The sequence below is a fragment of the Phenylobacterium sp. Root700 genome, from assembly GCF_001429025.1.
Taxonomy (GTDB): Bacteria; Pseudomonadota; Alphaproteobacteria; order Caulobacterales; family Caulobacteraceae; genus Phenylobacterium.
Genome location: NZ_LMHT01000015.1, coordinates 33,419 through 55,187 on the forward strand (window position 1 = coordinate 33,419; position 21,769 = coordinate 55,187).

The following is a 21,769-nucleotide window of genomic DNA, read 5'->3' on the forward strand; positions in this document are numbered from 1 at the left end:
CAAAATCTCTGGTGTTCGGTGCGCCGATTAGGACGCGTAGAATTCGATAACCAGGTTGGGCTCCATCTTCACCGGGTACGGGACCTCGGAGAACTCAGGAGCGCGGATGAACTTCGCGGTCATCGCCTTGGCGTCGACTTCGACGTAGTCGGGGGTGTCGCGTTCGCCCGATTGCAGGGCTTCCAGCACCAGCGCCATATTCTTCGAACGCTCACGGACGGAGACGATGTCGCCGGCCTTCACGCGGTAGGAAGCGATGTTGACGCGGTTGCCGTTCACCAGCACGTGGCCGTGGTTCACGAACTGACGGGCGGCGAACACGGTCGGCACGAACTTGGCGCGGTAGACGACCGCGTCCAGGCGGCTTTCCAGCAGGCCGATCAGGTTTTCCGAAGTGTTGCCCTTGCGGCGCGCGGCTTCGGTGTAGGTGCGGGCGAATTGCTTCTCGGTCAGGTTACCGTAGTAGCCCTTCAGCTTCTGCTTAGCGCGGAGCTGCAGACCAAAGTCCGAAACCTTTTGCTTGCGGCGTTGGCCATGCTGGCCGGGGCCGTACGAGCGTTGATTGACCGGGGACTTCGGGCGACCCCAGATGTTCTCGCCCATCCGGCGGTCAATTTTGTACTTCGCCGAGTGACGCTTCGACATATTCGATTCTTTCTACTTCGACCTGGGCCGGCGCCTCCGCTAGTGGAAGCACGATCTCAACGGCGGCCTTCAAGTCACCCGTCATAAACATCGCGGCCGAAGGGCAAGCCCGGCGGCGCGAAGGGGCGGTGTATGACGGCAGGGGGCCAAAGAGTCAATTGCGGCGGGTCTTCCAGCCGCTTGTCCTAGCGGCAGCGGGTCTTGCCCATGGCGTCGACCCGGCACCGGAGCGTGTTGCCCTTCTCGTCGCGCACGACGGTGTTGCCCATCGCATCGCGGCGGGTCGAGACGCTGGAGCCGTCGCTGTACTTGGTGGTCGTATTGCCCATCGCGTCGCGACGAACCTTGACCTCCTCGCCGTACTGATCGCTCCAGGTGGTGTTGCCGAGCGCGTCGCGGGTGGCGGTGACCACATTGCCATAGACGTCATGGCAGATCGCGCGTCCAGCCTCAGTGCGGCAGGTGACGGTCTGGGCGGCGGCCGGGGGCGCCAGGGCGGCCAGGGCCGCGATTGTTAGGACGAGATTTTTCATGATCTGCCTCGAGCTTCGCCTTCCCTGCACCCTAGCGTGGAAGCCGGCCGCTCGCCAGAACGCCGCCGCCATCTTCTAGCGGCGCGCGAGGACGCTTTACGGCGGCGAGCTCAAGCTCCGATACTGCGGCGCTGGAGACCAAGCCATGTCCATCCTCGCGTTCCTGGTCGCGACAAGCCTCACCGCCGCGACGCCGCCCGACGCCTCGCCAAGCGCGCCAGGCCTGGACGTCGCCGACCGCTGCATGGCCCAGGGCCTCCGGGGCAGCGGCTTCACCGGCGTAGTCCGCGTCCGCCTGCCGGATACCGCCGACCGGTCCCTAGAGACCTGCGACGCCGAGGCTGCGGCCCGGGAGGTCTTCGCCTTCAAGGTCACGGCCAGGCCCTGCCTTGGCATGGCCCTGCGCCAATATGGTTATGTCGGACGGCTGTTCACGCCGGCGGGGATGACCGCCACGCCGCAGGAAGCGGCCTGCGAGGCGGGCCGCGTGCCCCTGACCCAGAGCGAACTGGCCACCTTCCGGCGCGCCGACGGCCTGGAGATCACCACCATGCGCCCGGTGCCCAATCCCGAGGACATGCCGCGCGAGGAACGCCGCCGGGTCTACGGCTACTGGTGATCAGCGGCTGACGCGCGCCTGCAGCGCCGCCGAGGCTTCCTTGGCCTCGCGCCACCAGGCCTGCACCATCGCTCCGGCCTCGCCCGGCCGCGCAAGTCCCACGCCCTGCCCGGCCCACAGCGAGATCATGTCCGGCTGATCGGCCTTGGTCGCCGCGGCCCGCAGCGCCTGGGTCAGCCGGTTCTGGACCGGATAGGCCGGGACTTCATCCTCGACCGCCCGTAGTTCACGCATGAAACGGTTCTCGATGCCGCGCGCGAAGCGGCCGGTGAACGCCCGCGTCAGCCGGGTGGGCTCGTCGCCGACGCTCTCGATCGCCCCTCGCCAAGGCTGGCTGACAGTGGCCTGATCGGCCAGCAGGAAGGCGGTGCCCATCTGGACCGCGCAGGCCCCCAGCGCCAAGGCGGCGGCCACGCCGCGGCCGTCCATGATCCCGCCCGCGGCGATGACCGGCAGGTCCACGGCCTGACCGATCAGGGCGGTCAGGGCTATGGTTCCGACCAGGCTGGCCTCGACCTCGGCCAGGAAATGGCCGCGATGGCCGCCGGCCTCGAAGCCCTGGGCGCAGATCCCGTCAGCCCCGACCTGCGCCCAGGCGCGCGCCTCGGCCACGCTGGTCGCGGTGCCGACCACCAGGGTTCCAGCCGCGTGCAGCGCCTCGACCTGCGCCGCCGTCAGAATCCCGAAGGTGAAGGAGGCGACCGGAGGCGCGGCGCGCACCAGGGCGGCGAGCTGGCTCTCGAAGTCCGGGGCGAATTCGTTGGGTTGGGCGGGGACCGGCTCGCCAAGTTCGGCGTACCAGGGCGCCAGGCGCGCCAACGCGCGGTCCACCTCCGCCGCGCCTGGCGTGACGCGCGCGGCCATCAGCAGGTTCACGCCGAACGGGCCCGGCGTCTGCGCCCGCATCGCCGCGACGGCGGCCTCGATGGCGTCGGGGGCCATGGCCCCGCCGGCGATGTGGCCCATGGCACCGGCCTTAGAGACCGCCGCCGCCATTTCGAAGGACGAGGCGCCGACCATCGGCGCCTGCAGGATCGGGATCGGCAGGGCGGCAAGCTGATCGCGCAGAGTCACGGGACTATTCCTTCTCAGCTTTCTGCCGCGCCATCTTCTCCAGCACCCGTCCACGCCCCTTGGACAGGGCCGTCACCACGCCGCGGAAGGTGCGCACCTCCTGGTCGGAGAACCGCGCCCGGCCCAGCGCCGAGCGCAGGTTCTGCACCATCGAGGGCTTCTTCTCCGGCGGATGGAAGAAGCCGGCGTCGTCCAGCTCGCGCTCGAAGTGCTCATAGAGGCCCATCATCGCCGTGGCGTCGGCGGGCGGCGGGCCTTCACGGAAGATCGGCGGCGCGCCGCTCGCCACGGTCATCCGCCACTCATAGGCGTTGATCGCCACGGCCTGGGCCAGGTTCAGCGAGCGGAAGCGCGGATCGATCGGTAGGGTGACCACCGCCTGGCACAGCGCGATGTCGGCGGTTTCCAGCCCGGCGCGCTCGCCGCCGAACAGCAGGCCGACAGAGCGGCCCTCGGCGACCTCGTGCGAGAGATTGGCCGCCGCCTCACGCGGCGTCAGGATCGGCAGCTGCAGCTCACGCGGCCGCGCCGTCGTCGCATAGACCAGGTGCAGGCCGGCGATGGCGTCCTCGACCCGGTCATAGACGCGGGCGGCGTTCAGCGGCCACTCGGCGCCGGACGCGGCCGCCCAGGCATGTTCCTGCGGCCAGCCGTCACGCGGATTGACCAGGCGTAGATCGGCCAGGCCGAAGTTCGCCATCACCCGGGCCACAGCCCCAATGTTCTGGGCCAGTTGCGGGACGTTCAGGATAATGCAAGGCGGAGAGGCGGTTTCCATGCCGCGTTTTGAAGTCCGGAAGCCCGCCAATGCAAGAGCGGGCGTGATCGAGGAACCTGGCAATGCGCATTCCCGTCGTCCTGGCCGCCCTCCTTTTGCTTGTCGCCGCCTGCGACAAACCCATGCGCCAGACGGCGTCGGACACGCCGCGGCTGGACATGGCGCTGCTGGATCGCGAGGTCGGCGCCATCGCCGAGCGGGCGCGGCCGGGCGTCCTGGGCGTCGGCCTGATGAACCTGGAGAGCGGCGAGGTCTGGCTGTTCAACGGCGACCTGCGCTTTCCCATGCAGAGCGTCTTCAAGGCGCCGCTGGGGGCCGCGGTCCTGGCCGAGGTGGACGCCGGGCGCCTGGACCTGGAACAGCCGATCACCCTGACCGAGAACGACATCTCCCCGCCCCACAGCCCGATCGCCGACGCCTGGCCGGCGCGAAGCGACTATACGGTGCGCGAACTGCTGGTCGCGGCGACCGGTGAATCCGACAACACCGCCGCCGACGTGCTGATGAAGCTGATCGGCGGGCCGGGCGCGGTGACCGCCTGGCTGGACGACGATCACGTCAACGAAATCCGAATCGACCGCTACGAGCGCGAGCTTCAGCCCGACAGCGCGGGACTGGAATCGTTCCGCATCGCCTGGAAGGGCGGCCCGGCCTTCGCCGCGGCGATCGCGCAGGTCCCGCCCGCCCGGCGGCGCGCGGCGATGATCGCCTATCTGGCCGACGAGCGCGACACGGCCACGCCGCGCGGCGTGCTCACCTTCTTCTATACGCTGGACGAGGAGCCGATCCTGTCGCCGACCTCCAAGGCCCTGCTGATGAAGATCATGACCGAGACCCCGACGGGCGCGCAGCGGCTGAAGGCCGGCTTTCCGGCCGGATCGGTGTTCGCCCACAAAACCGGGGCGGGCCGCACCGATCAGGGTGTGAACTCAGCAACCAACGACATCGGCGTCGTCACCCTGCCCGATGGACGGCGTTACGCGGTGGCCTCGTTCCTCAAGGGAGCGACGCTGGACGAGGCCGGGCGAGAGGCGATCCACGCCGATGTGGCGCGCGCGATCACCCGTGGGGTCAGATAAGCCGCTGACCTCCCCTTTGCGTCACGGCGTTGGCCTAGTATACGGCCCTCAACCCTCTTCGTTACGCCCCCGGAGCGCCCTGCCCTCATGGCCAAGATCAAAGTCGCCAATCCTGTCGTCGACATCGACGGCGACGAAATGACCCGCATCATCTGGAAGTGGATCAAGGACAAGCTGATCTTCCCGCATCTGGACATCGATCTGGATTACTACGACCTCGGGATCGAGCACCGCGACGCCACCGACGACAAGGTCACCATCGACGCGGCCGAGGCGATCAAGCGCCACGGCGTGGGCGTGAAGTGCGCGACCATCACCCCCGACGAAGCCCGGGTCGAAGAGTTCGGCCTGAAGAAGATGTGGAAGTCGCCGAACGGCACCATCCGCAACATCCTCGGCGGCGTGGTCTTCCGCGAACCGATCATCTGCAAGAACGTCCCGCGCCTGATCCCCGGCTGGACCCAGCCGATCATCGTCGGCCGTCACGCCTTCGGCGACCAGTACAAGGCCACCGACTTCCTGGTGCCCGGCAAGGGCCGCCTGACCATCAAGTGGGAAGGCGAGAACGGCGACACCATCGAGCATGAAGTGTTCGAGTTCCCCGGCGCCGGCATCGCCATGGGCATGTACAACCTGGACGACTCGATCCGCGAGTTCGCCCACGCCTGCCTGAACTACGGCCTGCAGCGGAAGTACCCGGTCTATCTCTCGACCAAGAACACGATCCTCAAGGCCTATGACGGCCGCTTCAAGGATATCTTCGCCGAGGTCTTCGCCGCCGGTTACGTCGAAAAGTTCAAGGAAGCTGGGATCGTCTACGAACACCGTCTGATCGACGACATGGTCGCCTCGGCGCTCAAGTGGTCCGGCGGCTTCGTCTGGGCGTGCAAGAACTACGACGGCGACGTGCAGTCCGACCAGGTGGCCCAGGGCTTCGGCTCGCTCGGCCTGATGACCTCCGTCCTGATCACCCCGGACGGCAAGATCATGGAATCGGAAGCCGCCCACGGCACCGTGACCCGCCACTTCCGCCAGCATCAGCGCGGCGAATCGACCTCCACCAACTCGATCGCCTCGATCTTCGCCTGGACCCAGGGCCTGAAGCACCGCGCCAAGCTCGACGGCAACCCCGAGCTGACGCACTTCGCCGAGACCCTGGAAAAGGTCTGCGTCGACACCGTCGAAAGCGGCTCGATGACCAAGGACCTGGCGCTGCTGGTCGGCGACACCCAGGGCTGGCTGACGACCGAAGGCTTCATCGACAAGGTCGCGGCCAACCTCGACGCGGCTCTGGCCAAGTCGGCCTAAGCATATGGAACCGCGCGCGCCAGCTCACTGGAGCCTGACGCGCGCGATCTTCCGACTGATCGTTATCGCGATCGTGGGAACGGCGCTGGTCTTCGTGACCGCGCCGTTTTTTGCTTTTCGGGCCGTGAAGGCCGCGGCCCGCGACGGCGACGGCAACGCCCTGGCCCAGCTCGTCGACTATCCGGCCGTCCGCCAGGGCCTGCGCCCGCAGGTGGCCGCCGCCCCGGTGAGCGCGCCGGCCCCGCCCGACATCTGGACCGATCCCATCGGCGCCGTGCGCCGGGCGATCGAGCCGGTGATCCCCACGCCGCCGGCCGTGGAGCCCTATCTCAGCGCCTCCGGCCTCTATGACCTGACGCGCGGCTATGGCCCTGGCAAGGCTCCGCCGGACGCCGATAGGAGCGCTCTCCCCCGCCTGCGCTACTGGGGCCCCAACCGCGCGCGGTTCGCGGTTTCCCCGAAGGGCGCGAAGGCCGGCGCGGGCGCGGTGATCTTCACCTTCGAGCGCCGCGACCTGTTCACCTGGAAACTGGTGCAGATCCGCCTGCCCGATAGCCGATGAACGGTCGGCGCCGGGCGCTCGCCGGCCTGACCGCCGCGCTCTGCTCCATGATCTCGGGTCATGCCCTGGCCGCGACCGGGCCAAGCTGCGCGATCCCTCGAGACGTCCGGCCCGCGCGGGCCGTCCCGCCGCCGGCGCGCGAGGTCTCGCGCGGCGTGCCCATCGCCTCGTACATGCTGTCGCTCACCTGGTCGCCGGAGTGGTGCCGAAGCCACGCCAACGCCGCCGACGCCCCCATCCAGTGCCGCGACAACCGGTTTGGCTTCGTGGTCCACGGGCTCTGGCCGAACGGGGGCGGCAAGACCCACCCGCGCTATTGCGGCCCCGCCCCGGCGTTGAGCCCCGCCACCGTCCGGGCCAACCTCTGTATGACGCCCTCGCCCGAATTGCTGCAGCATGAGTGGGCGGCCCACGGCAGCTGCGGCTGGAACGCGCCCGAGCCCTACTTCGCCAAGGCCGCGGAGCTGTGGCGGGGGATCAACGCTCCGCCCCTGGTCTTTCCGGTGGGCGCCGCGATCACCGTCGGCGACGTCCGCAGCGCCTTTGCCGCCCGCAATCCTCAGTTGAAGCGCAACGCCCTGTTCGTGAAGGTCGGCGACGGCAACCGCCTGCAAGAGATCCGGGTCTGTTACGACCTGCGCTTCAGACCCGCCGCCTGCACCGGGGGTGTCGGCGCGCCGGACCATGTGCGGATCAGAATCCAGCCCATCAGGCCTTAATGTTCTTGTTTCGTTCGAATTCCAGCGATAGGTTTCGCGACGGATTTGGAGGGAGACAACGACATGATCGGCTATGTCACAATCGGCGCGCTGGATGTTGAGAAGGCCATGCCCTTCTACGACGCGGTCCTGGGCGCCATCGGCTATGAGCGCCAGTTCTTCGACGGCGGCTGGGCCGGGTACGGCCCCAAGGGGCAGGACGCCAACACCTTTGTCTGTCCGCCGTTCGACGGCCAGGCCGCGCGCGGCGGCAACGGGGTGATGATCGCCTTCCTGGCCCCTTCGAAGGACGCGGTGGCGGCGGCGCACACGGCGGCGCTGGCCCAGGGCGGGATCGACGAAGGCGGACCGGGTCCCCGGCCGGCGGACTCCACCAGCTTCTACGGCGCCTATATGCGCGACCCGACCGGCAACAAGATCGCGGTCTTCACCAAGGGCTGAACGGCCCCGGCGATCACCTGCGGACAACAAAAAAGGCCGGGGTTTCCCCCGGCCTTTTCCGTAGCTGTCTAGATCGTGACTTAGGCGGCCACGAAGATCGAACGGCGGCGACGGATCGCCGTGCCAGCCAGGCCGAAGCCCGTGATCATCATCGCCCAGGTGGCCGGTTCCGGCACGGCCGAGATCGCGGCGGGCGTCAGGCTGAAGTCGGCGGTGATGAATTCACCGTACCGCTTGCCGTCGTTCAGGCTCCACCAGCCGCCTTCGTTGAAGACCGCGTCGTCCAGATGGATGTTCAGCACGCCATACGAGCCGAAGTCGATGGTGTCGTCGCCGGACCAACGCACGACGCCATTCTGGAAGAAGCCGAACAGCGACGTTTCACCCTGGGTGACGCCACCGATCTGGCCGCTGCCGGCGGCGGGCGCCGTGAAGTTGAAGTTCACCGTGATCGTGCTGCCGTTGTAGTCATCGGGGTTCACCGAAGTTTCGGTGGTCCAGATCTTGAACAACTGGACATTGTTCAAAAACGACGGCGGCGCATCGAGGCTGAAGTCGAGAGCGCCCGGGTTCGGGCTCACCGACACGTTCAGGCCGGGGCTGTTGCTGTTGAGCTGCGTGACGGCGTAGTTGCCCGAGAAATCAACGGCGGCGCTGGCCGGAGCGGCCACGGCGGTCAGTGCGAGCGCGGCGCCTGCCGCAGCGATAAATTTGAACATGATAAGCTATCCCAGCATCAAAACCCGCGCCTTGCGGCGCTACCTAGGATGGTGAACTAAGGCTTAACCGCGAACCCGACAAGCTCACTCGCCTCACACGGGTACTCATATTTCAAGTTCGCCGAGGCCCGTCAGAATGCGGCCCGAAAACGCGGTGAACGTGCATTCCAGCGTCGAAATCTGACGCGAAAAGGCGCGGCCATCCGGCACATTTCGGCGAATCACGGGACGAAAAACGGCGCGAAGGAAACCTTCGCGCCGCTGCTCATATCTCACCGATGGAGCGGGCCTTAGCCGGCCAGCGCGGCCTTGACCGCCGCCATGCCTTCAGCCGCCAAGGCGCCGTCCGGCGCGCCGCCCTGGGCGAAGTCGGGACGCCCGCCGGCGCCCTGCCCGCCCATGGCCAGCACCGCGGCCTTCGCCAGTTCAACGGCGCTGAACTTGCCCGCAGCCGAGCCGGTCACCGCGACCGCCACCGCCGCCTTGCCCTCGGCCGAACCGATCAGGGCGATCACGCCGTCGGGGAGCTGCTTGCGGAACTCCTCGACAATCGGACGCAAGTCCTTGCCGCCGACGCCGTCCATGACCCGCGCGATGACCTGCACCCCGCCGATCTCTTCAGGCCCGGCAGGCGCGCCGCCGCCACCGCCGCCCATGGCGAGCTGGCGCTTGGCTTCGCCCAGCTCCTTCTCGAGCTTGCGACGCTGGGCTTCCAGGGCCTCGACGCGCGCGGCGACCTCGATCACTGGGACCTTGAACTGGTCGGCGAGCGCCTTGGCCACGCCGGCCTGTTCGATCAGCCAACGCCGCGCTGCTTCGCCGGTCAGGGCCTCGATACGCCGCACGCCGGCGGCGACGCCGCCTTCAGAGACGATCTTGAACAGCGCGATATCGCCGGTGCGGGCCACGTGGGTGCCGCCGCACAATTCGACCGAATAGTCGCCTTCGCCGTCCAGCGACTTGCCGAGCGCGAGCACGCGGACGGTGTCGCCGTACTTCTCGCCGAACAGCGCCACGGCCCCGGCCTCGATCGCCTTGTCAGGCGCCATTTCCTGGGTGTTGGCGGGCAGGTTCTGGCGGATGACCGCATTGACCTCGGCTTCGATCTTTTCGACCTCCACCGCCGTTAGCGGGCCGCCATGGCTGAAGTCGAACCGCATGCGCTCGCCGTCGACCATCTGGCCCTTCTGCGAGACGTGCGGGCCGAGCACGTGGCGTAGAGCCGCGTGCAGCAGGTGAGCGGCCGAGTGGTTGGCGCGCGTGGTGGTGCGCAGGTCGGGATCGACGGCGAGGCGGGCCTCGGCGCCGACGGCCAGTTCGCCGGTCAGGATCTCGATCTCGTGGACGAACAGGTCGCCGGCCTGCTTTTGGGTGTCGAGCACCTTGGCCTTGCCGCCGGTCCATTCGATTTCGCCGACATCACCCGCCTGGCCGCCGCTCTCGGCGTAGAAGGGCGTGCGGTCGAACACCGCCAGCACGGTCTCGCCGGCCTTGGCGCCCGTGATCTCAGCGCCGCCGGACACCAGGGCCAGCAGCTTGCCGGTGGCTTCGGTGGTGTCGTAGCCGAGGAACTGGGTCGCGCCCAGGCGCTCGCGGATGGCGAACCATTCCGCGCCCTGCGCCGATTGGCCCGAGCCGGTCCAGGCCTCACGAGCCTGGTCCTTCTGGCGCTTCATGGCGTCCTCGAAACCCGACAGATCGACCGAGATGCCCTTGGCGCGCACCGCGTCCTGGGTCAGGTCGAGCGGGAAGCCGTAGGTGTCGTAGAGCTTGAAGGCGGTTTCGCCAGACAGCATGTCGCCGGCGTTCATGTTGGCGGTCGCCTCGTCCAGCAGCGTCATGCCGCGGCCGAGCGTACGGCGGAAGCGTTCTTCCTCCTGGCGCAGGGTCTCGACGATCACTGGCTCGGCGCGCTTCAGCTCCGGATAGGCGCCGCCCATCTCGGCCACCAGCACGGGGGCCAGGCGGTGCATCAACGGCTCTTCGGCGCCCAGCAGGTGGGCGTGGCGCATGGCGCGGCGCATGATCCGGCGCAGGACATAGCCGCGGCCTTCGTTCGAGGGCGAGACGCCGTCGGCGATCAGGAAGCTGGTGGAGCGCAGGTGGTCGGCGATCACCCGGTGCGAGGGACCATTGGAGCCGCCGGCGACCAGTTCCTTCGACGCCGCGATCAGCGTGCGGAACAGGTCGATGTCATAGTTGTCGTGGACGCCTTGCAGGACGGCGGCGATGCGCTCCAGGCCCATGCCGGTGTCGATCTGCGGCTTGGGCAGGTCGCGGCGCGTGCCGTCGGCGAACTGCTCGAACTGCATGAAGACCAGGTTCCAGATCTCCACGAACCGGTCGCCGTCCTCGTCCGGGCTGCCGGGAGGGCCGCCAGGAATGTGCGAACCGTGGTCGTAGAAGATTTCCGAGCAGGGCCCGCAGGGGCCGGTGTCGCCCATCGACCAGAAGTTATCGTTGGTCGCGATGCGGATGATCTTCTCGTCCGGGAGGCCGGCGATCTTCTTCCACAGCTCGGCCGCTTCATCGTCGGTGTGATAGACGGTGACGCACAGCTTCTCAGCCGGGATCTTGAATTCCTTGGTCAGCAGGTTCCAGGCGTACTCGATCGCCCCGGCCTTGAAGTAGTCGCCGAAGGAGAAGTTCCCCAGCATCTCGAAGAAGGTGTGGTGGCGCGCGGTGTAGCCGACATTGTCGAGGTCGTTGTGCTTGCCGCCGGCGCGCACGGACTTCTGCGACGAGGCCGCACGCGGCGCGGGCGGCGTCTCGGCGCCGGTGAAGTAGTTCTTGAACGGCACCATGCCTGCGTTGACGAACAGCAGGGTCGGATCGTTCTGCGGAACGAGCGGGGCCGACGGAATGATCAGGTGATCATTCTTCTCGAAGTAGCCCAGGAAGGCGCTGCGGATTTCGTTGAGGCTCTGCATGGCTCATCGGACGCTGAAACGGAAAAAGTGGATATGGGGTCGCGCAATCTGCGCCGCCCCGCGCGCGACCGTTTACGAATTTTGTCAGCGCCCGCAAAGGAAAAGGACGCTTGGACGGGCTGCGTCCAAGCGTCCTCACGCGTTGCGGAACGATCGCGCGGGGGTCCCGGCCTTCAAAGGCGGGTCCGAACGTCGGGTTGGGCGCGTCCGGCCTCCGAAGGCCGTGGCGATCATCCGCGACGCGATCCCTATTCGGCGTCGCTCTCTTCTTCGGCGGTCGGGCCGACCAGCAGCTCTTCCTCGATGACTTCCTTGGCGCCGCGGACCTGCTTTTCGATCTGGGCCGCGATGTCAGGATTGTTCTTGAGGAATTCCCGAGCGTTATCACGCCCTTGACCGATCCGGGTCGAGTTCCAGGAGAACCAGGAACCAGACTTTTCGACAACGCCGGCCTTCACGCCGAGGTCGATGATCTCGCCCAGCTTGGAGATGCCTTCGCCGTACATGATGTCGAACTCGACCTCCCGGAACGGCGGGGCGACCTTGTTCTTCACGACCTTCACGCGGACGTTGTTGCCGACGATTTCGTCGCGGATCTTCACCGAACCGGTCCGGCGGATGTCCAGACGGACCGAGGCGTAAAACTTCAGCGCATTGCCGCCCGTGGTGGTTTCCGGGCTGCCGTACATCACGCCGATCTTCATCCGAATCTGGTTGATGAAGATGACCAGGGTGCCGGACTTGGAGATCGAGGCGGTCAGCTTGCGCAGCGCCTGGCTCATCAGACGGGCCTGCAGGCCCGGCAGGCTGTCGCCCATCTCGCCTTCGATTTCGGCCCGCGGCGTCAGCGCCGCCACCGAGTCGATGACGATCACGTCGACAGCGCCGGAACGCACCAGGGTGTCGGTGATCTCCAGGGCCTGTTCGCCGGTGTCCGGCTGCGAGACCAGCAGGTCGTCCAGGTTCACGCCCAGCTTACGGGCGTAGGACGGGTCGAGCGCATGCTCGGCGTCCACGAAGGCCGCGGTGCCGCCGTTCTTCTGAACCTCGGCCACCACATGTAGGGCGAGCGTGGTCTTACCCGAGCTTTCCGGCCCGTAGATCTCCACGACCCGTCCCTTGGGCAGGCCGCCGATGCCCAGCGCGATGTCAAGGCCGAGGGAGCCGGTCGAAACCGCCTCAACCTCGATCTTGCTCTTCGAGCCAAGCTTCATCACCGAGCCCTTACCAAAGGCCCGATCGATCTGGGCGAGCGCCGCTTCCAGCGCCCGCGCCTTGTCACCTTCTTCTCGTCCCACGAGTTTCAACGCCGACTGACTCATTGCAAGGCGCTCCTTGTTTCATGATTCCAACCCGACAGTTCGACTCTCGAAAGAGCCGCCGGCCGTCTGAACAAAGGCGTACGCAGTTTGTTCTATGTTCGCAAGATGTTCTTTTTTGCCGAAAGCGCCGCCACGACCGATTCTGACGCAGCCTTCAGAAGGCGTAGACGGCCGACATTCCGAAGCGGCGGGGGCGCGGCGCGAACACCTGGGGCTGGCGGGCCGCGGTGGCGAAGGTCGGGCGGTCGCCGTCGAGGATGTTGTCCACGAAGGCCCCCAACGTCCAGGACGCGGTCTGCACCGAAGCGCGCGCGTTCAGCAGCAGCAGGCCGCCCAATTTGACGTCGGCCGCGGTCCCGGTGTCGAAGGCGCTGTGCGAGATCCCGACATAGGAGGCGTCGCCACGGGCCAGGAAATCGAGGTTCGCGGCCAGGGGACGGCGGTACTCGACCCAGCCGCTGGCGGCCGCTCGGGGCACGACCGGGATCCGGTCCCCCGCGCTGCCTAGTCCGATCGCATAGTTGGTCGCCTGATCCTTGGTCAGCACCGCGTCGGTCAGCGACAGGTTCAGTCCGCCCTTCCAGGCGGGGCTGGCGGTGTAGACGGTCTCGGCCTCCAACCCGAACACCCGGGCCTGGCCGAGGTTGGTGATGAAGGCGAAGGCGCCGTTGGTGCTGTTGGCGCTGTACTGCATGTCGCGCCAGTCGATCCGGTAGACCGTGGCGTTGAGCACCAGCCGGCTGTCGAGCCAGGCGGTCTTCAGCCCCGCCTCATAGTTCCAAAGGCTGTCGGCGTCATAGGCGGCCAGTTCCGGCGGCAGCCCCGGAACGGTGTTGATGCCGCCCGGCCGGAACCCTTGGGCGGCCTGGGCGTAGCCCATGATCGAACGGCTGAAGCGATGGCTCGCCACGAACTTCAGGCTCCACCCGGCCTCCTGCGTGGTGGCGAAGAAGTTGGCCTCGGAGGTGTTGGAGATGACGTTGACGACCAGCGCCCTCCCCTCGGTCTGCTTGTCGTACGAGAAATGGCGCGCCCCAAAGACCAACGTACTGTCGCGGTCGGCGCCCAGGGTGATCTCGCCAAACACCGCACGCTGGCGCAGTCGGCTGTCGACGATGCGTCGGCCGGTGAACCCCGCCGAGGGCGAGGGCAGGCCGCTCACGGCGTCGCCGACCACGACCTGGCTGTCGATCGTATCGTTGCGCACCTCGTGAAACAGCCCCGCGGTCCAGGCGACGAAGCCAAGGCCGGCGGAGCGCAGGCGCAACTCCTGCACCTGCGCCCTCAGCTCGATCGGCTGGTTCAGCAGGCCGGGCGAACGGCTGTCGACATAGGCCGAATAGGAGTCCAGCTCGCCCGGCGTGCAGGCCCCCTCCATCGGCAGTCCCAGGTAGCGTTTGCATCCGTCGAGACTGCGCCGCTCCGACAGCAGGACGGCGGTGTAGTCGATCCTGCGGGTGCTATCCCACTGATAGGAGGCCGCCGTCGCGGTCAGCTGGACGCTCGAGACGCGCCAGTTCAGCGAGCCGTCATAAAGCGTCATCCGGCTTCGGAACGGCGTGCGGACATAGTTCTCCGAGACGTGGGACGGCGCGCCGAGCGAGCTTGCGCTGGCGTCGTCGTCTGTCGCGTCCTGATGGGCGATCGTCAGGTTGAGCTGCAAATTCTCGGTGGGCTCCGCGCCGACTCCGAGGCGCAGGCCGCTGGCCGAACTGCCGTTGATCCGCGACAGCCCCAGGCGGGCGTTGTCGGTGAAGGCCGGCTCGTCGCGATGATAGGCCGCCAGCCGCAGGCCAAGCCGGTCGGCGATCAGCGGCTGATTGACCACCAAGGTCTGGGCGCCGCCCAGATCCCCGGCGTTGGTGGAGGCCTCGCCCTCCACCATCCCGCCCCGCCGTGACAGGTCGGGGCGATTGAACATGATCTTGAAGGCGCCGCCCATGGCGCTGGAGCCATAAAGGGTGCCCTGCGGCCCGCGCAGCAGCTCCACCTGCTGAACGTCGACCAGCAGGAATTCCGGGAACGAGCCGCCGGGATCGGCGGTGGTGCCGCTGGGGCCGGTGACCGGAATGTCGTCGTAATAGAGCGCCGTGGTCGCCTCGCCGGAACCGTAGACGCCGCGCAGGCTGAGACGGTTGCGGCCGGTGCCGGTGCTGGTCTGGGTGAGGCCGGGCATGAGCGCGGCGACGTCACGGAAGTTCGTCACCCCGGCGCGGCGCAGCTCTTCGCCCGACAGCGCGCGCACCGACATCGGGGTGAGTTGTTCCAGCGTCGGGCGACGCAGGGCGGTGACGACCACCCCCTCGACATCGGCCGCCACATCGATGGCGACCGCCGCCGGCGCGCGCTCGATCAGGAACCGGCCCTGGAAGTCGCGCCAGGTCAGCCCCGACCCTTTCAGCAGCTCGCTCAGCGCCTGACCTGAGTCCATGCGCCCCGAAACGCTGCGGCCGCGCAGGCCGGAGACCACGCCGGGGGGGAACAAAATGTCGCGGTCGCTCTGGGCGGAGAACGCGGTGAGCGCCTTGTCGAGCGGCAGGCCCGCGGGAATTGCGAACAGCGGGCGTCGCTCAGCCGCGTGCGCCGGAACGCTCGCCAGAACCGCGCAGCACATGCACGCCGCAACCAACCCAAACCGCAAGACACTCAAGGGGCGCAAGGCTCCGTACCGTCTCCGTGGTCTTCCATGGACTGGGCGCCCGGCGCCAGCCCCGTCACGTCGCACACAGACGCTTTGCCCCGGTCAAGGTGCATGCCGTTGGCGAAGGGTCGATGCATGCCTGAAAATCCAGCACGGGTGTTTCAACCCGCCGACCCTTCCCAAACGTCATTGACCTGGGCGCCCCCATCAACAACCATGACGCCAATAAGACAATTCGGGGTGTTCAGGAAATTTAGATGGCGTGGGCGGACACGACCAGGGCCGGAGGCAAGCCGGAAGGGCTTGCGCATGCGTCGATCCCGTATCAGCACGCCTTGCGCGCGTTCTTTCGCCGCAGGGCCGACGGACACGAGATCGACGACCTGATTCAGGAAGTGCTCCTCCGACTCCACAATCGCCGAAACGGCGGCGAGGTCACGAACCTCTCCAGCTTCATCTTCCAGACCGCGACCAACGTCCTGCTCGATCGCCGCCGCCGCGACACCGTCCGGCGGCGCGGCGCGCACTGCGAACTGGAAGAAGCCCACCACCCCCTCGACGAGCTCTCGCCCGACCGCATCCTCCAGGCCAAGCAGGAGGCCGCCGTGGCCCTCGAGGCCCTGGCCCAGCTGTCGCCGCGAACCCGCTCGGCTTTCATGCTCGTCCGGTTCGAGGGCATGAGCTACAAAGCTACCGCGGCGCAACTTGGCATCTCCGTCAGCGCCGTCGAGAAACATGTCACCAAGGCTCTCCGGATCATTTCGATCCGGCTGCAGGAATTCGATGAACGACAACCGACCACAGCACGGATCTTCCGGTAGCCCGGACGCCGCGGCGTGGTTCGTTCAGCTTGAGCGCCACCCGCACGACGCGGAGCTGCGCCGGGCCTTCGAGACCTGGCTGGCGGCCGATCCCCATCATCACGACGACTGGGCCCTGGTCAGCGGCGCCTGGACGCGCCTGGACGCCCTGAAGGACGATCCGGCCGTCCTCGCCGCCCGGCGGGCGCTGAGCGCCGACCTCGCCGCCACGCGTCGCGGCCCGCCCCTGCGCTGGGCCGCCGGGCTCGCCGTGGCCGCGGTGCTGGGCGGAGGCCTGCTGGGCCTGAATTCGTGGCGGCAGGCGGGACAGGCCGATCAACCGGCGAGCGTCGCGGCGGTCGCCCAGGACCTGGCGGTTTATCGCACGCTGGTCGGCGGCCAGAACACCGTCACCCTGGAGGACGGCTCCCAGGTGACGCTCAACACCGACACCGAGGTACGCCTCACCAGCTGGGGCCGCCAGCGCGCCCTCACCGTGGTCCGGGGCGAGGCCTTCTTCCAGGTCGCCAAGAACCCCGAACGGCCCTTCGTGGTGACCGCGGCCGGCCGCACGGTCACGGCGCTGGGCACCGCCTTCGACGTCCGCGTCGACCCCAGCCAATGGTCGGTCAGCCTGGTCGAAGGCAAGATCAGGGTCGCGGCCGACGACGCCAGCGTCGACCTGACGCCCGGCCATCACCTGCAGCAACGCGGCGACGAGGCCTGGAGCGTCGAGGCGCGCAATGTCGCCGACCTGACCAGCTGGCGCGACGGCAGCCTGGTCTTCGAAAATCGCCCCCTGGCCTCGATCGTCCAGGAGATGAACCGCTACTCCGACCAGAAGGTGCGGATCACCGATCCGGCCCTGGCGGCGACCCCGCTCAGCGGCCGCTTCAAGACCGGCGACGTGGCCGGCTTCGTGGCCACCCTGGAGGCCTACGGCATGGCGCGCTCCAGCCAGACGGCGCCTGCGACGATCGACCTATTTCCTCTCTCCGCGGGGTGAGGATATCCCCTCCGGCTGCGTCTTGAAGACGACGGCCGGCGCCGTTCGCGCCGGTGGCCTGGAGGGACTTTCATGAAGACGATCTACAAGGCGCTGGCGACCAGCGCGCTTTGCGCCTCGGCCTGGCTTGCAGCCGGCCCGACCCTGGCGGCGCCGCTGACGCCCGCCGACCGCAGCCAGCTGATCGGCGCGGTCGACGCCTATACGCCGAAGATGAACGACGCGGCGCTCAAGATCTGGAACTACGCCGAACTCGGCTATCTCGAAACCAAGAGCACCGCGGTCCTCCAGGACCAGCTGAAGGCCGCCGGCTTCACCATCAAGGCCGGCGTGGCGGGCGAGCCCACGGGCTTCGTCGCCAGCTTCAAGAACGGCTCGGGCCCGGTCATCGCGATCCTGGCCGAGTTCGACGCCCTGCCCGGCCTGAGCCAAGCCGCCGTCCCCACCAAGCAACCCATCGCCGGCCACGACGCCGGTCACGGCTGCGGTCACAACCTGTTCGGCGCGGCCTCGGTCGCCGGCGCCGTCGCGCTGAAGTCCTGGATGATCCAGAACAAGGTGCAGGGCGAGATCCGCCTGTACGGCACCCCGGCCGAAGAAGGCGGCTCGGGCAAGGTCTACATGGTCCGCGACGGCCTGTTCGACGACGTCGACGTCACCCTGCATTGGCACCCGGGCAACACGAACTCGGCCAACCAGGGCACCTCGATGGCCAACATCAGCGGCAAGTTCCGCTTCTACGGCCAATCCAGCCACGCCTCGGGCGCGCCGTGGGCCGGCCGCTCGGCCCTCGACGGCGTCGAGATCATGAACGTCTCGACCAACTACCTGCGTGAACACATTCCGGACCGCACGCGCATCCACTACGTCGTCACCAACGGCGGCAAGGCCCCGAACGTCGTGCCGGACTTCGCCGAGGTCTATTACTACGTGCGCAACGCCGACCCGAAGATCGTCGTCGACGTCATGGGCCGCGTGAAGAAGGCCGCCGACGGCGCGGCCATGGCCACCAACACCAAGGTCGAGTTCGAACAGACCGGCGGCGTCTACAACCTGCTGCCCAACGACGTGCTGGGCAAGGTCATGTACGACTCGCTGAACAGCGTCGGCGGCATCACCTGGACGCCGGAAGAGACCAAGTTCGCCCAGGAACTGGCCAAGTCCCTGCCGAACGGCGGCGGCGACCTGAGCTCGGTCGGCAAGATCCAGACCTACAAGAACGCCGACACCTCCGGTGACGCCGGCGGCGGCTCCACCGACGTGGCCGACATCAGCTGGGTCACGCCCACGGTCGGCCTTTCGACGGCGACCTTCGTGCCGGGTTCGGCCGGCCACAGCTGGCAGAACGTCGCGGCCGGCGGCATGAGCATCGGCCTCAAGGGCGCGGCGCTCGCCGCCAAGACCCTGTCGATCACCGGCGCGGAGCTGTTCTCCAACCCCGACCTGATCGCCAAGGCCAAGGCTGAGCTGAAGGAACGCCAAGGCGCGGACTTCCAGTACAAGGCCATGGTCGGCGACCGCAAGCCGCCGCTCGACTACCGCAAGGCTGGCGGCGCTGAGTAAGCGTTAGCCCAGCAGGGTGGAACCTGGTCCCCCCAGGCCAGGCTCCACCCGACTGCGGGCGACCCCGGACGCCCGGTTTCAAGCCTCCGGTATCCGCAGCTCCCCCAAAATTCGTCGACAACCTACAGTGTGGAACGCCCTCGCCGCTGCGTCTTGATACCAAGACGAGTCCGTTTGGAGGGCTCGCCCATTAGGTTTGAGAGGACGGGGGACAAATGATGACGCGGAAATACGCCATGACCGGCGCCGCCATGGCGTTGGTCATGATCATGGGGGGCGGCGCGAACGCCGCGACCATCACGCCGCCCGGCGAAGCCTTCGCCCAGAACCCCGGCAGCGACTACTTCCTGGCCGACTACACCGCCTATGAAGCGTATCTGAAANGAGCCAGTCCGACCGCATGAAGCTGGTCGACATCGGCAAGTCCGAGGAAGGCCGCACCCAGTGGGTGGCGATCGTCTCCTCCCCCGCCAACCTCGCCAAGCTCGATCACTACAAGTCGATCGCCAAGCGCTTGGCCAAGGCCGAGGGCCTGACCAAGGAAGAGGCCGCCAAGCTGGCCGCCGAGGGCAAGGCCATCGTCTGGATCGACGCGGGCATGCACGCCACCGAGGTCGTCACCTCGCAAGGCCAGATCCAGGTCCTCTACCGCCTGCTCAGCCAGAACGACCCGGAGACCCTGCGTCACCTGGACGACGTGATCGTCCTCTACGGCCACGACAATCCGGACGGCATGGAGCTGGTCTCGGACTGGTACATGCGCGACGCCGACGTGAAGAAGCGCGACGTCAACACGATCCCGCGGCTCTATCAAAAGTACGTCGGCCACGACAACAACCGCGACAGCTTCATGTCGCACATGTCCGAAACCACCAACGTGAACAAGATGCTGTTCCGCGAGTGGTATCCGCAGATCATCTACAACCAGCACCAGCCCGCCCCGGCCGGCATGGTGGTGTTCGTGCCGCCGTTCCGCGACCCCTTCAACTTCAACTACGACCCGCTGGTCATGACGACCCTGCAGGAAGTCGGCATGGCCATGCACAGCCGCCTGGTCGCCGAGGACAAGCCGGGTTCGGGCGCGCGTAGCGCGGCCCCCTACTCCACCTGGCACAACGGGATGGAACGCTCGGTCGCCTACTTCCACAACGCCGTGGGCCTGCTGACCGAGATCACCGGCAACCCGACGCCGATGCCGCTGGCCCTGGTGCCCGACGTACAGCTGGCCAGCAACGACCGGCCGATGCCGGCCGCCCCGCAGACCTGGCACCTGAACCAGACGGTCGAGTATCAATACAGCCTGAACCGTGCGGTCATCGACTACGCCGCCCGCAACCGCGAGCGGCTGCTGTTCAACATCTACAAGATGGGCGCGAACAGCATCGACAAGGGCCAGAAGGATTCCTGGACCATCACGCCGACCAAGATCGACGCCCTGAAGGAAGCGGCCAAAACCGCCAAGGCGCCTGTCGAAGATCCGGTGCTGGCCGCCATGATCGGCCGCGGCGCGGTCGACCCGACCCTCTACAAGTCGGTCCTGCAGTCGCCTGAAACCCGCGACCCGCGCGGCTATGTGATCCCCGCCGACCAGGCCGACATGCCTACGGTGGTCACCTTCCTGAACGCGCTGATCAAGACCGGCGTCGACGTGGACAAGGCGACCAAGCCGTTCAAGGTCGGGACCAAGACCTATCCGGCCGGCTCCTATGTGGTGAAGACCGCCCAGGCCTATCGCCCGCACGTGCTCGACATGTTCGAGCCGCAAGACCACCCGCACGACGTGGAATATCCGGGCGGTCCGCCGAAGTCGCCCTACGACATCACCGGCTACACCCTGGCCTACCAGATGGGGATCAAGTTCGACCGCATCCTCGAGGGCTTCGACGGCCCGTTCGAGCGCGTGCCGGACGTGATCGCCGTGACCTCGGGCTCAGTGAAGGGTTCGGGCAAGGCCGGTTGGCTGATCAGCCATGAGACCAACAAGAGCTTCACCCTCACCAACCGCCTGCTGAAGGCCGGCGCGCCGGTGTTCTGGCTGAAGGAAGGCTCCAAGGCCGGCAAGCAGGCCTTTGGTCCCGGCGCCATCTGGGTTCCGGCCTCGGCCCAGGCCCAGGCGATCGTGACCGCCAGCGTCAAGGATCTGGGCATCGACGCCTACGCCGTCGGCGCCAAGCCGGCCGGCGAGTCCCTGCCCCTGAAACCGGTCCGCATCGGCCTGGTCGACGTCTATGGCGGCTCGATGCCCTCGGGTTGGAACCGCTGGCTGTTCGAACAGTTCGAGGCGCCCTTCGAGGTGGTCTATCCGCAGCGCCTCGACGCCGGGAACCTGGCCAAGGACTACGACGTCCTGGTGTTCGCCGACGGCACCTTCCCGGCCCCCGCCGGTGGTCCGTTCCGCGGCGGCCGCAGCTTCCCGCAGCCCAAGGCCGAGGACATCCCCGCCGAGTTCCATCCGTGGCTGGGTACGGTGACCGACGCCAAGACCCTGCCGCAGCTGGCGGCCTTCGCCAAGGACGGCGGCACCCTGATCGCCGTCGGCTCGTCGGGCCGCCTCGCCACCGCCCTGGGCGCCCCGGTCGAGGTCGCCGTCGCCAAGAAGGACGGCGACAAGCTGACCGCGCTCACGACCAAGGAATTCTACATTCCCGGCTCGGTGCTGCGCGCCAAGGTCGATAACCGCCAGCCGCTGGCCTATGGCCTGCCGCAGGACGTGGACGTGTTCTTCGACCGCAGCCCGACCTTCAACCTGAAGGCCGCGGCGACCGGCGTGGCCAAGGTCTCGTGGTTCGACACCGAGACCCCGCTGCGCAGCGGCTGGGCCGTCGGCCAGGAGAAGCTGAAGGGCTCGACCGCCGTGCTCGACATCGACCTGGGCAAGGGCAAGCTGTTCGTGATGGGTCCAGAAGTGACCCAGCGCGCCCAGTCGTACGGAACCTTCAAGTTCCTGTTCAACGGCCTGCTCTACGGACCGGCGATCGCCGCCAGCCGGTAGTCGCTTCTAAAAACGATCAAGGGCGCCGGGACTTCTCG

General features: G+C 67.5%; 18 protein-coding genes. 10 read left to right on the forward strand and 8 right to left on the reverse strand.

What is annotated here, in order from left to right; all coding sequences use genetic code 11:
• Positions 1-27 precede the first annotated feature (27 nt).
• Both rpsD and ASE02_RS09745 read right to left on the reverse strand, forming a co-directional pair.
• Positions 28-645: a 30S ribosomal protein S4 gene (gene rpsD, locus ASE02_RS09740; protein WP_056733628.1), complete on the reverse strand. Its 618-nt coding sequence runs from the start codon at positions 643-645 to the stop codon at positions 28-30.
• Positions 646-830: 185 nt separating this feature from the next.
• On the reverse strand, positions 831-1,178 hold the full coding sequence (locus ASE02_RS09745; protein WP_056733630.1) for a hypothetical protein: 348 nt from the start codon (positions 1,176-1,178) through the stop codon (positions 831-833).
• A gap of 145 nt (positions 1,179-1,323) precedes the next feature.
• On the opposite strand from ASE02_RS09745, the gene ASE02_RS09750 reads away from it, so the two are divergent.
• Positions 1,324-1,797, forward strand: a complete 474-nt coding sequence (locus ASE02_RS09750; RefSeq protein ID WP_056733631.1) for a hypothetical protein — start codon at positions 1,324-1,326, stop codon at positions 1,795-1,797.
• Here the strand turns inward: ASE02_RS09750 and ASE02_RS09755 are convergent, their stop codons facing one another.
• Both ASE02_RS09755 and ASE02_RS09760 read right to left on the reverse strand, forming a co-directional pair.
• On the reverse strand, positions 1,798-2,871 hold the full coding sequence (locus ASE02_RS09755) for a nitronate monooxygenase family protein (protein WP_056733634.1): 1,074 nt from the start codon (positions 2,869-2,871) through the stop codon (positions 1,798-1,800).
• Positions 2,872-2,875: 4 nt separating this feature from the next.
• Entirely contained in the window at positions 2,876-3,649 is a 774-nt protein-coding gene (locus ASE02_RS09760; protein ID WP_056733636.1) for an RNA methyltransferase, read from the reverse strand.
• A 62-nt stretch (positions 3,650-3,711) separates the two neighbouring features.
• On the opposite strand from ASE02_RS09760, the gene bla reads away from it, so the two are divergent.
• The 5 genes from bla to ASE02_RS09785 all read left to right on the forward strand — a co-directional run bounded on the left by bla (position 3,712) and on the right by ASE02_RS09785 (position 7,758).
• A complete protein-coding gene (bla, locus tag ASE02_RS09765; RefSeq protein WP_056733638.1) occupies positions 3,712-4,728 on the forward strand; it encodes a class A beta-lactamase in 1,017 nt (338 codons plus the stop codon).
• An 87-nt stretch (positions 4,729-4,815) separates the two neighbouring features.
• Positions 4,816-6,036: an NADP-dependent isocitrate dehydrogenase gene (locus tag ASE02_RS09770; protein WP_056733641.1), complete on the forward strand. Its 1,221-nt coding sequence runs from the start codon at positions 4,816-4,818 to the stop codon at positions 6,034-6,036.
• 4 nt (positions 6,037-6,040) lie between these two features.
• A complete protein-coding gene (locus ASE02_RS09775) occupies positions 6,041-6,598 on the forward strand; it encodes a DUF2939 domain-containing protein (protein ID WP_056733643.1) in 558 nt (185 codons plus the stop codon).
• Positions 6,595-7,317 (forward strand): ribonuclease T2, encoded by a 723-nt coding sequence (locus ASE02_RS09780; protein ID WP_056733645.1) that lies wholly within the window; start codon positions 6,595-6,597, stop codon positions 7,315-7,317. The genes ASE02_RS09775 and ASE02_RS09780 overlap by 4 nt, the downstream gene beginning before the upstream one ends.
• 63 nt (positions 7,318-7,380) lie before the next feature.
• Complete coding sequence (locus tag ASE02_RS09785; protein WP_056733647.1) at positions 7,381-7,758, forward strand: VOC family protein; 378 nt, start codon at positions 7,381-7,383, stop codon at positions 7,756-7,758.
• A gap of 80 nt (positions 7,759-7,838) precedes the next feature.
• On the opposite strand, the gene ASE02_RS09790 is transcribed toward ASE02_RS09785, so the two are convergent.
• From ASE02_RS09790 to ASE02_RS09805, 4 genes are all read right to left on the reverse strand, one after another.
• Positions 7,839-8,477, reverse strand: coding sequence for a PEPxxWA-CTERM sorting domain-containing protein (locus ASE02_RS09790; RefSeq protein ID WP_056733650.1), 639 nt, complete (start codon positions 8,475-8,477; stop codon positions 7,839-7,841).
• 290 nt (positions 8,478-8,767) lie between these two features.
• Positions 8,768-11,407 (reverse strand): alanine--tRNA ligase, encoded by a 2,640-nt coding sequence (gene alaS / locus ASE02_RS09795; RefSeq protein ID WP_056733652.1) that lies wholly within the window; start codon positions 11,405-11,407, stop codon positions 8,768-8,770.
• A gap of 248 nt (positions 11,408-11,655) precedes the next feature.
• Complete coding sequence (gene recA, locus ASE02_RS09800; protein ID WP_056733654.1) at positions 11,656-12,729, reverse strand: recombinase RecA; 1,074 nt, start codon at positions 12,727-12,729, stop codon at positions 11,656-11,658.
• Between the two features lie 154 nt (positions 12,730-12,883).
• Positions 12,884-15,343 carry a TonB-dependent receptor gene (locus ASE02_RS09805; protein ID WP_056733656.1) on the reverse strand — a complete coding sequence of 820 codons (2,460 nt, stop codon included), beginning with the start codon at positions 15,341-15,343 and terminating at the stop codon, positions 12,884-12,886.
• Between the two features lie 284 nt (positions 15,344-15,627).
• Between ASE02_RS09805 and ASE02_RS09810 the strand changes: the two genes are divergently transcribed.
• The 4 genes from ASE02_RS09810 (at position 15,628) to ASE02_RS09825 (ending at position 21,731) form a co-directional block, all read left to right on the forward strand.
• Complete coding sequence (locus ASE02_RS09810; protein ID WP_056733657.1) at positions 15,628-16,191, forward strand: RNA polymerase sigma factor; 564 nt, start codon at positions 15,628-15,630, stop codon at positions 16,189-16,191.
• A complete protein-coding gene (locus tag ASE02_RS09815; RefSeq protein ID WP_056733659.1) occupies positions 16,154-17,176 on the forward strand; it encodes a FecR domain-containing protein in 1,023 nt (340 codons plus the stop codon). Before ASE02_RS09810 ends, ASE02_RS09815 begins: the two co-directional genes overlap by 38 nt.
• A gap of 72 nt (positions 17,177-17,248) precedes the next feature.
• Positions 17,249-18,739 carry an amidohydrolase gene (locus ASE02_RS09820; protein ID WP_056733661.1) on the forward strand — a complete coding sequence of 497 codons (1,491 nt, stop codon included), beginning with the start codon at positions 17,249-17,251 and terminating at the stop codon, positions 18,737-18,739.
• Between the two features lie 400 nt (positions 18,740-19,139).
• Positions 19,140-21,731: a M14 family metallopeptidase gene (locus ASE02_RS09825; protein WP_235536666.1), complete on the forward strand. Its 2,592-nt coding sequence runs from the start codon at positions 19,140-19,142 to the stop codon at positions 21,729-21,731.
• Positions 21,732-21,769 lie beyond the last annotated feature (38 nt).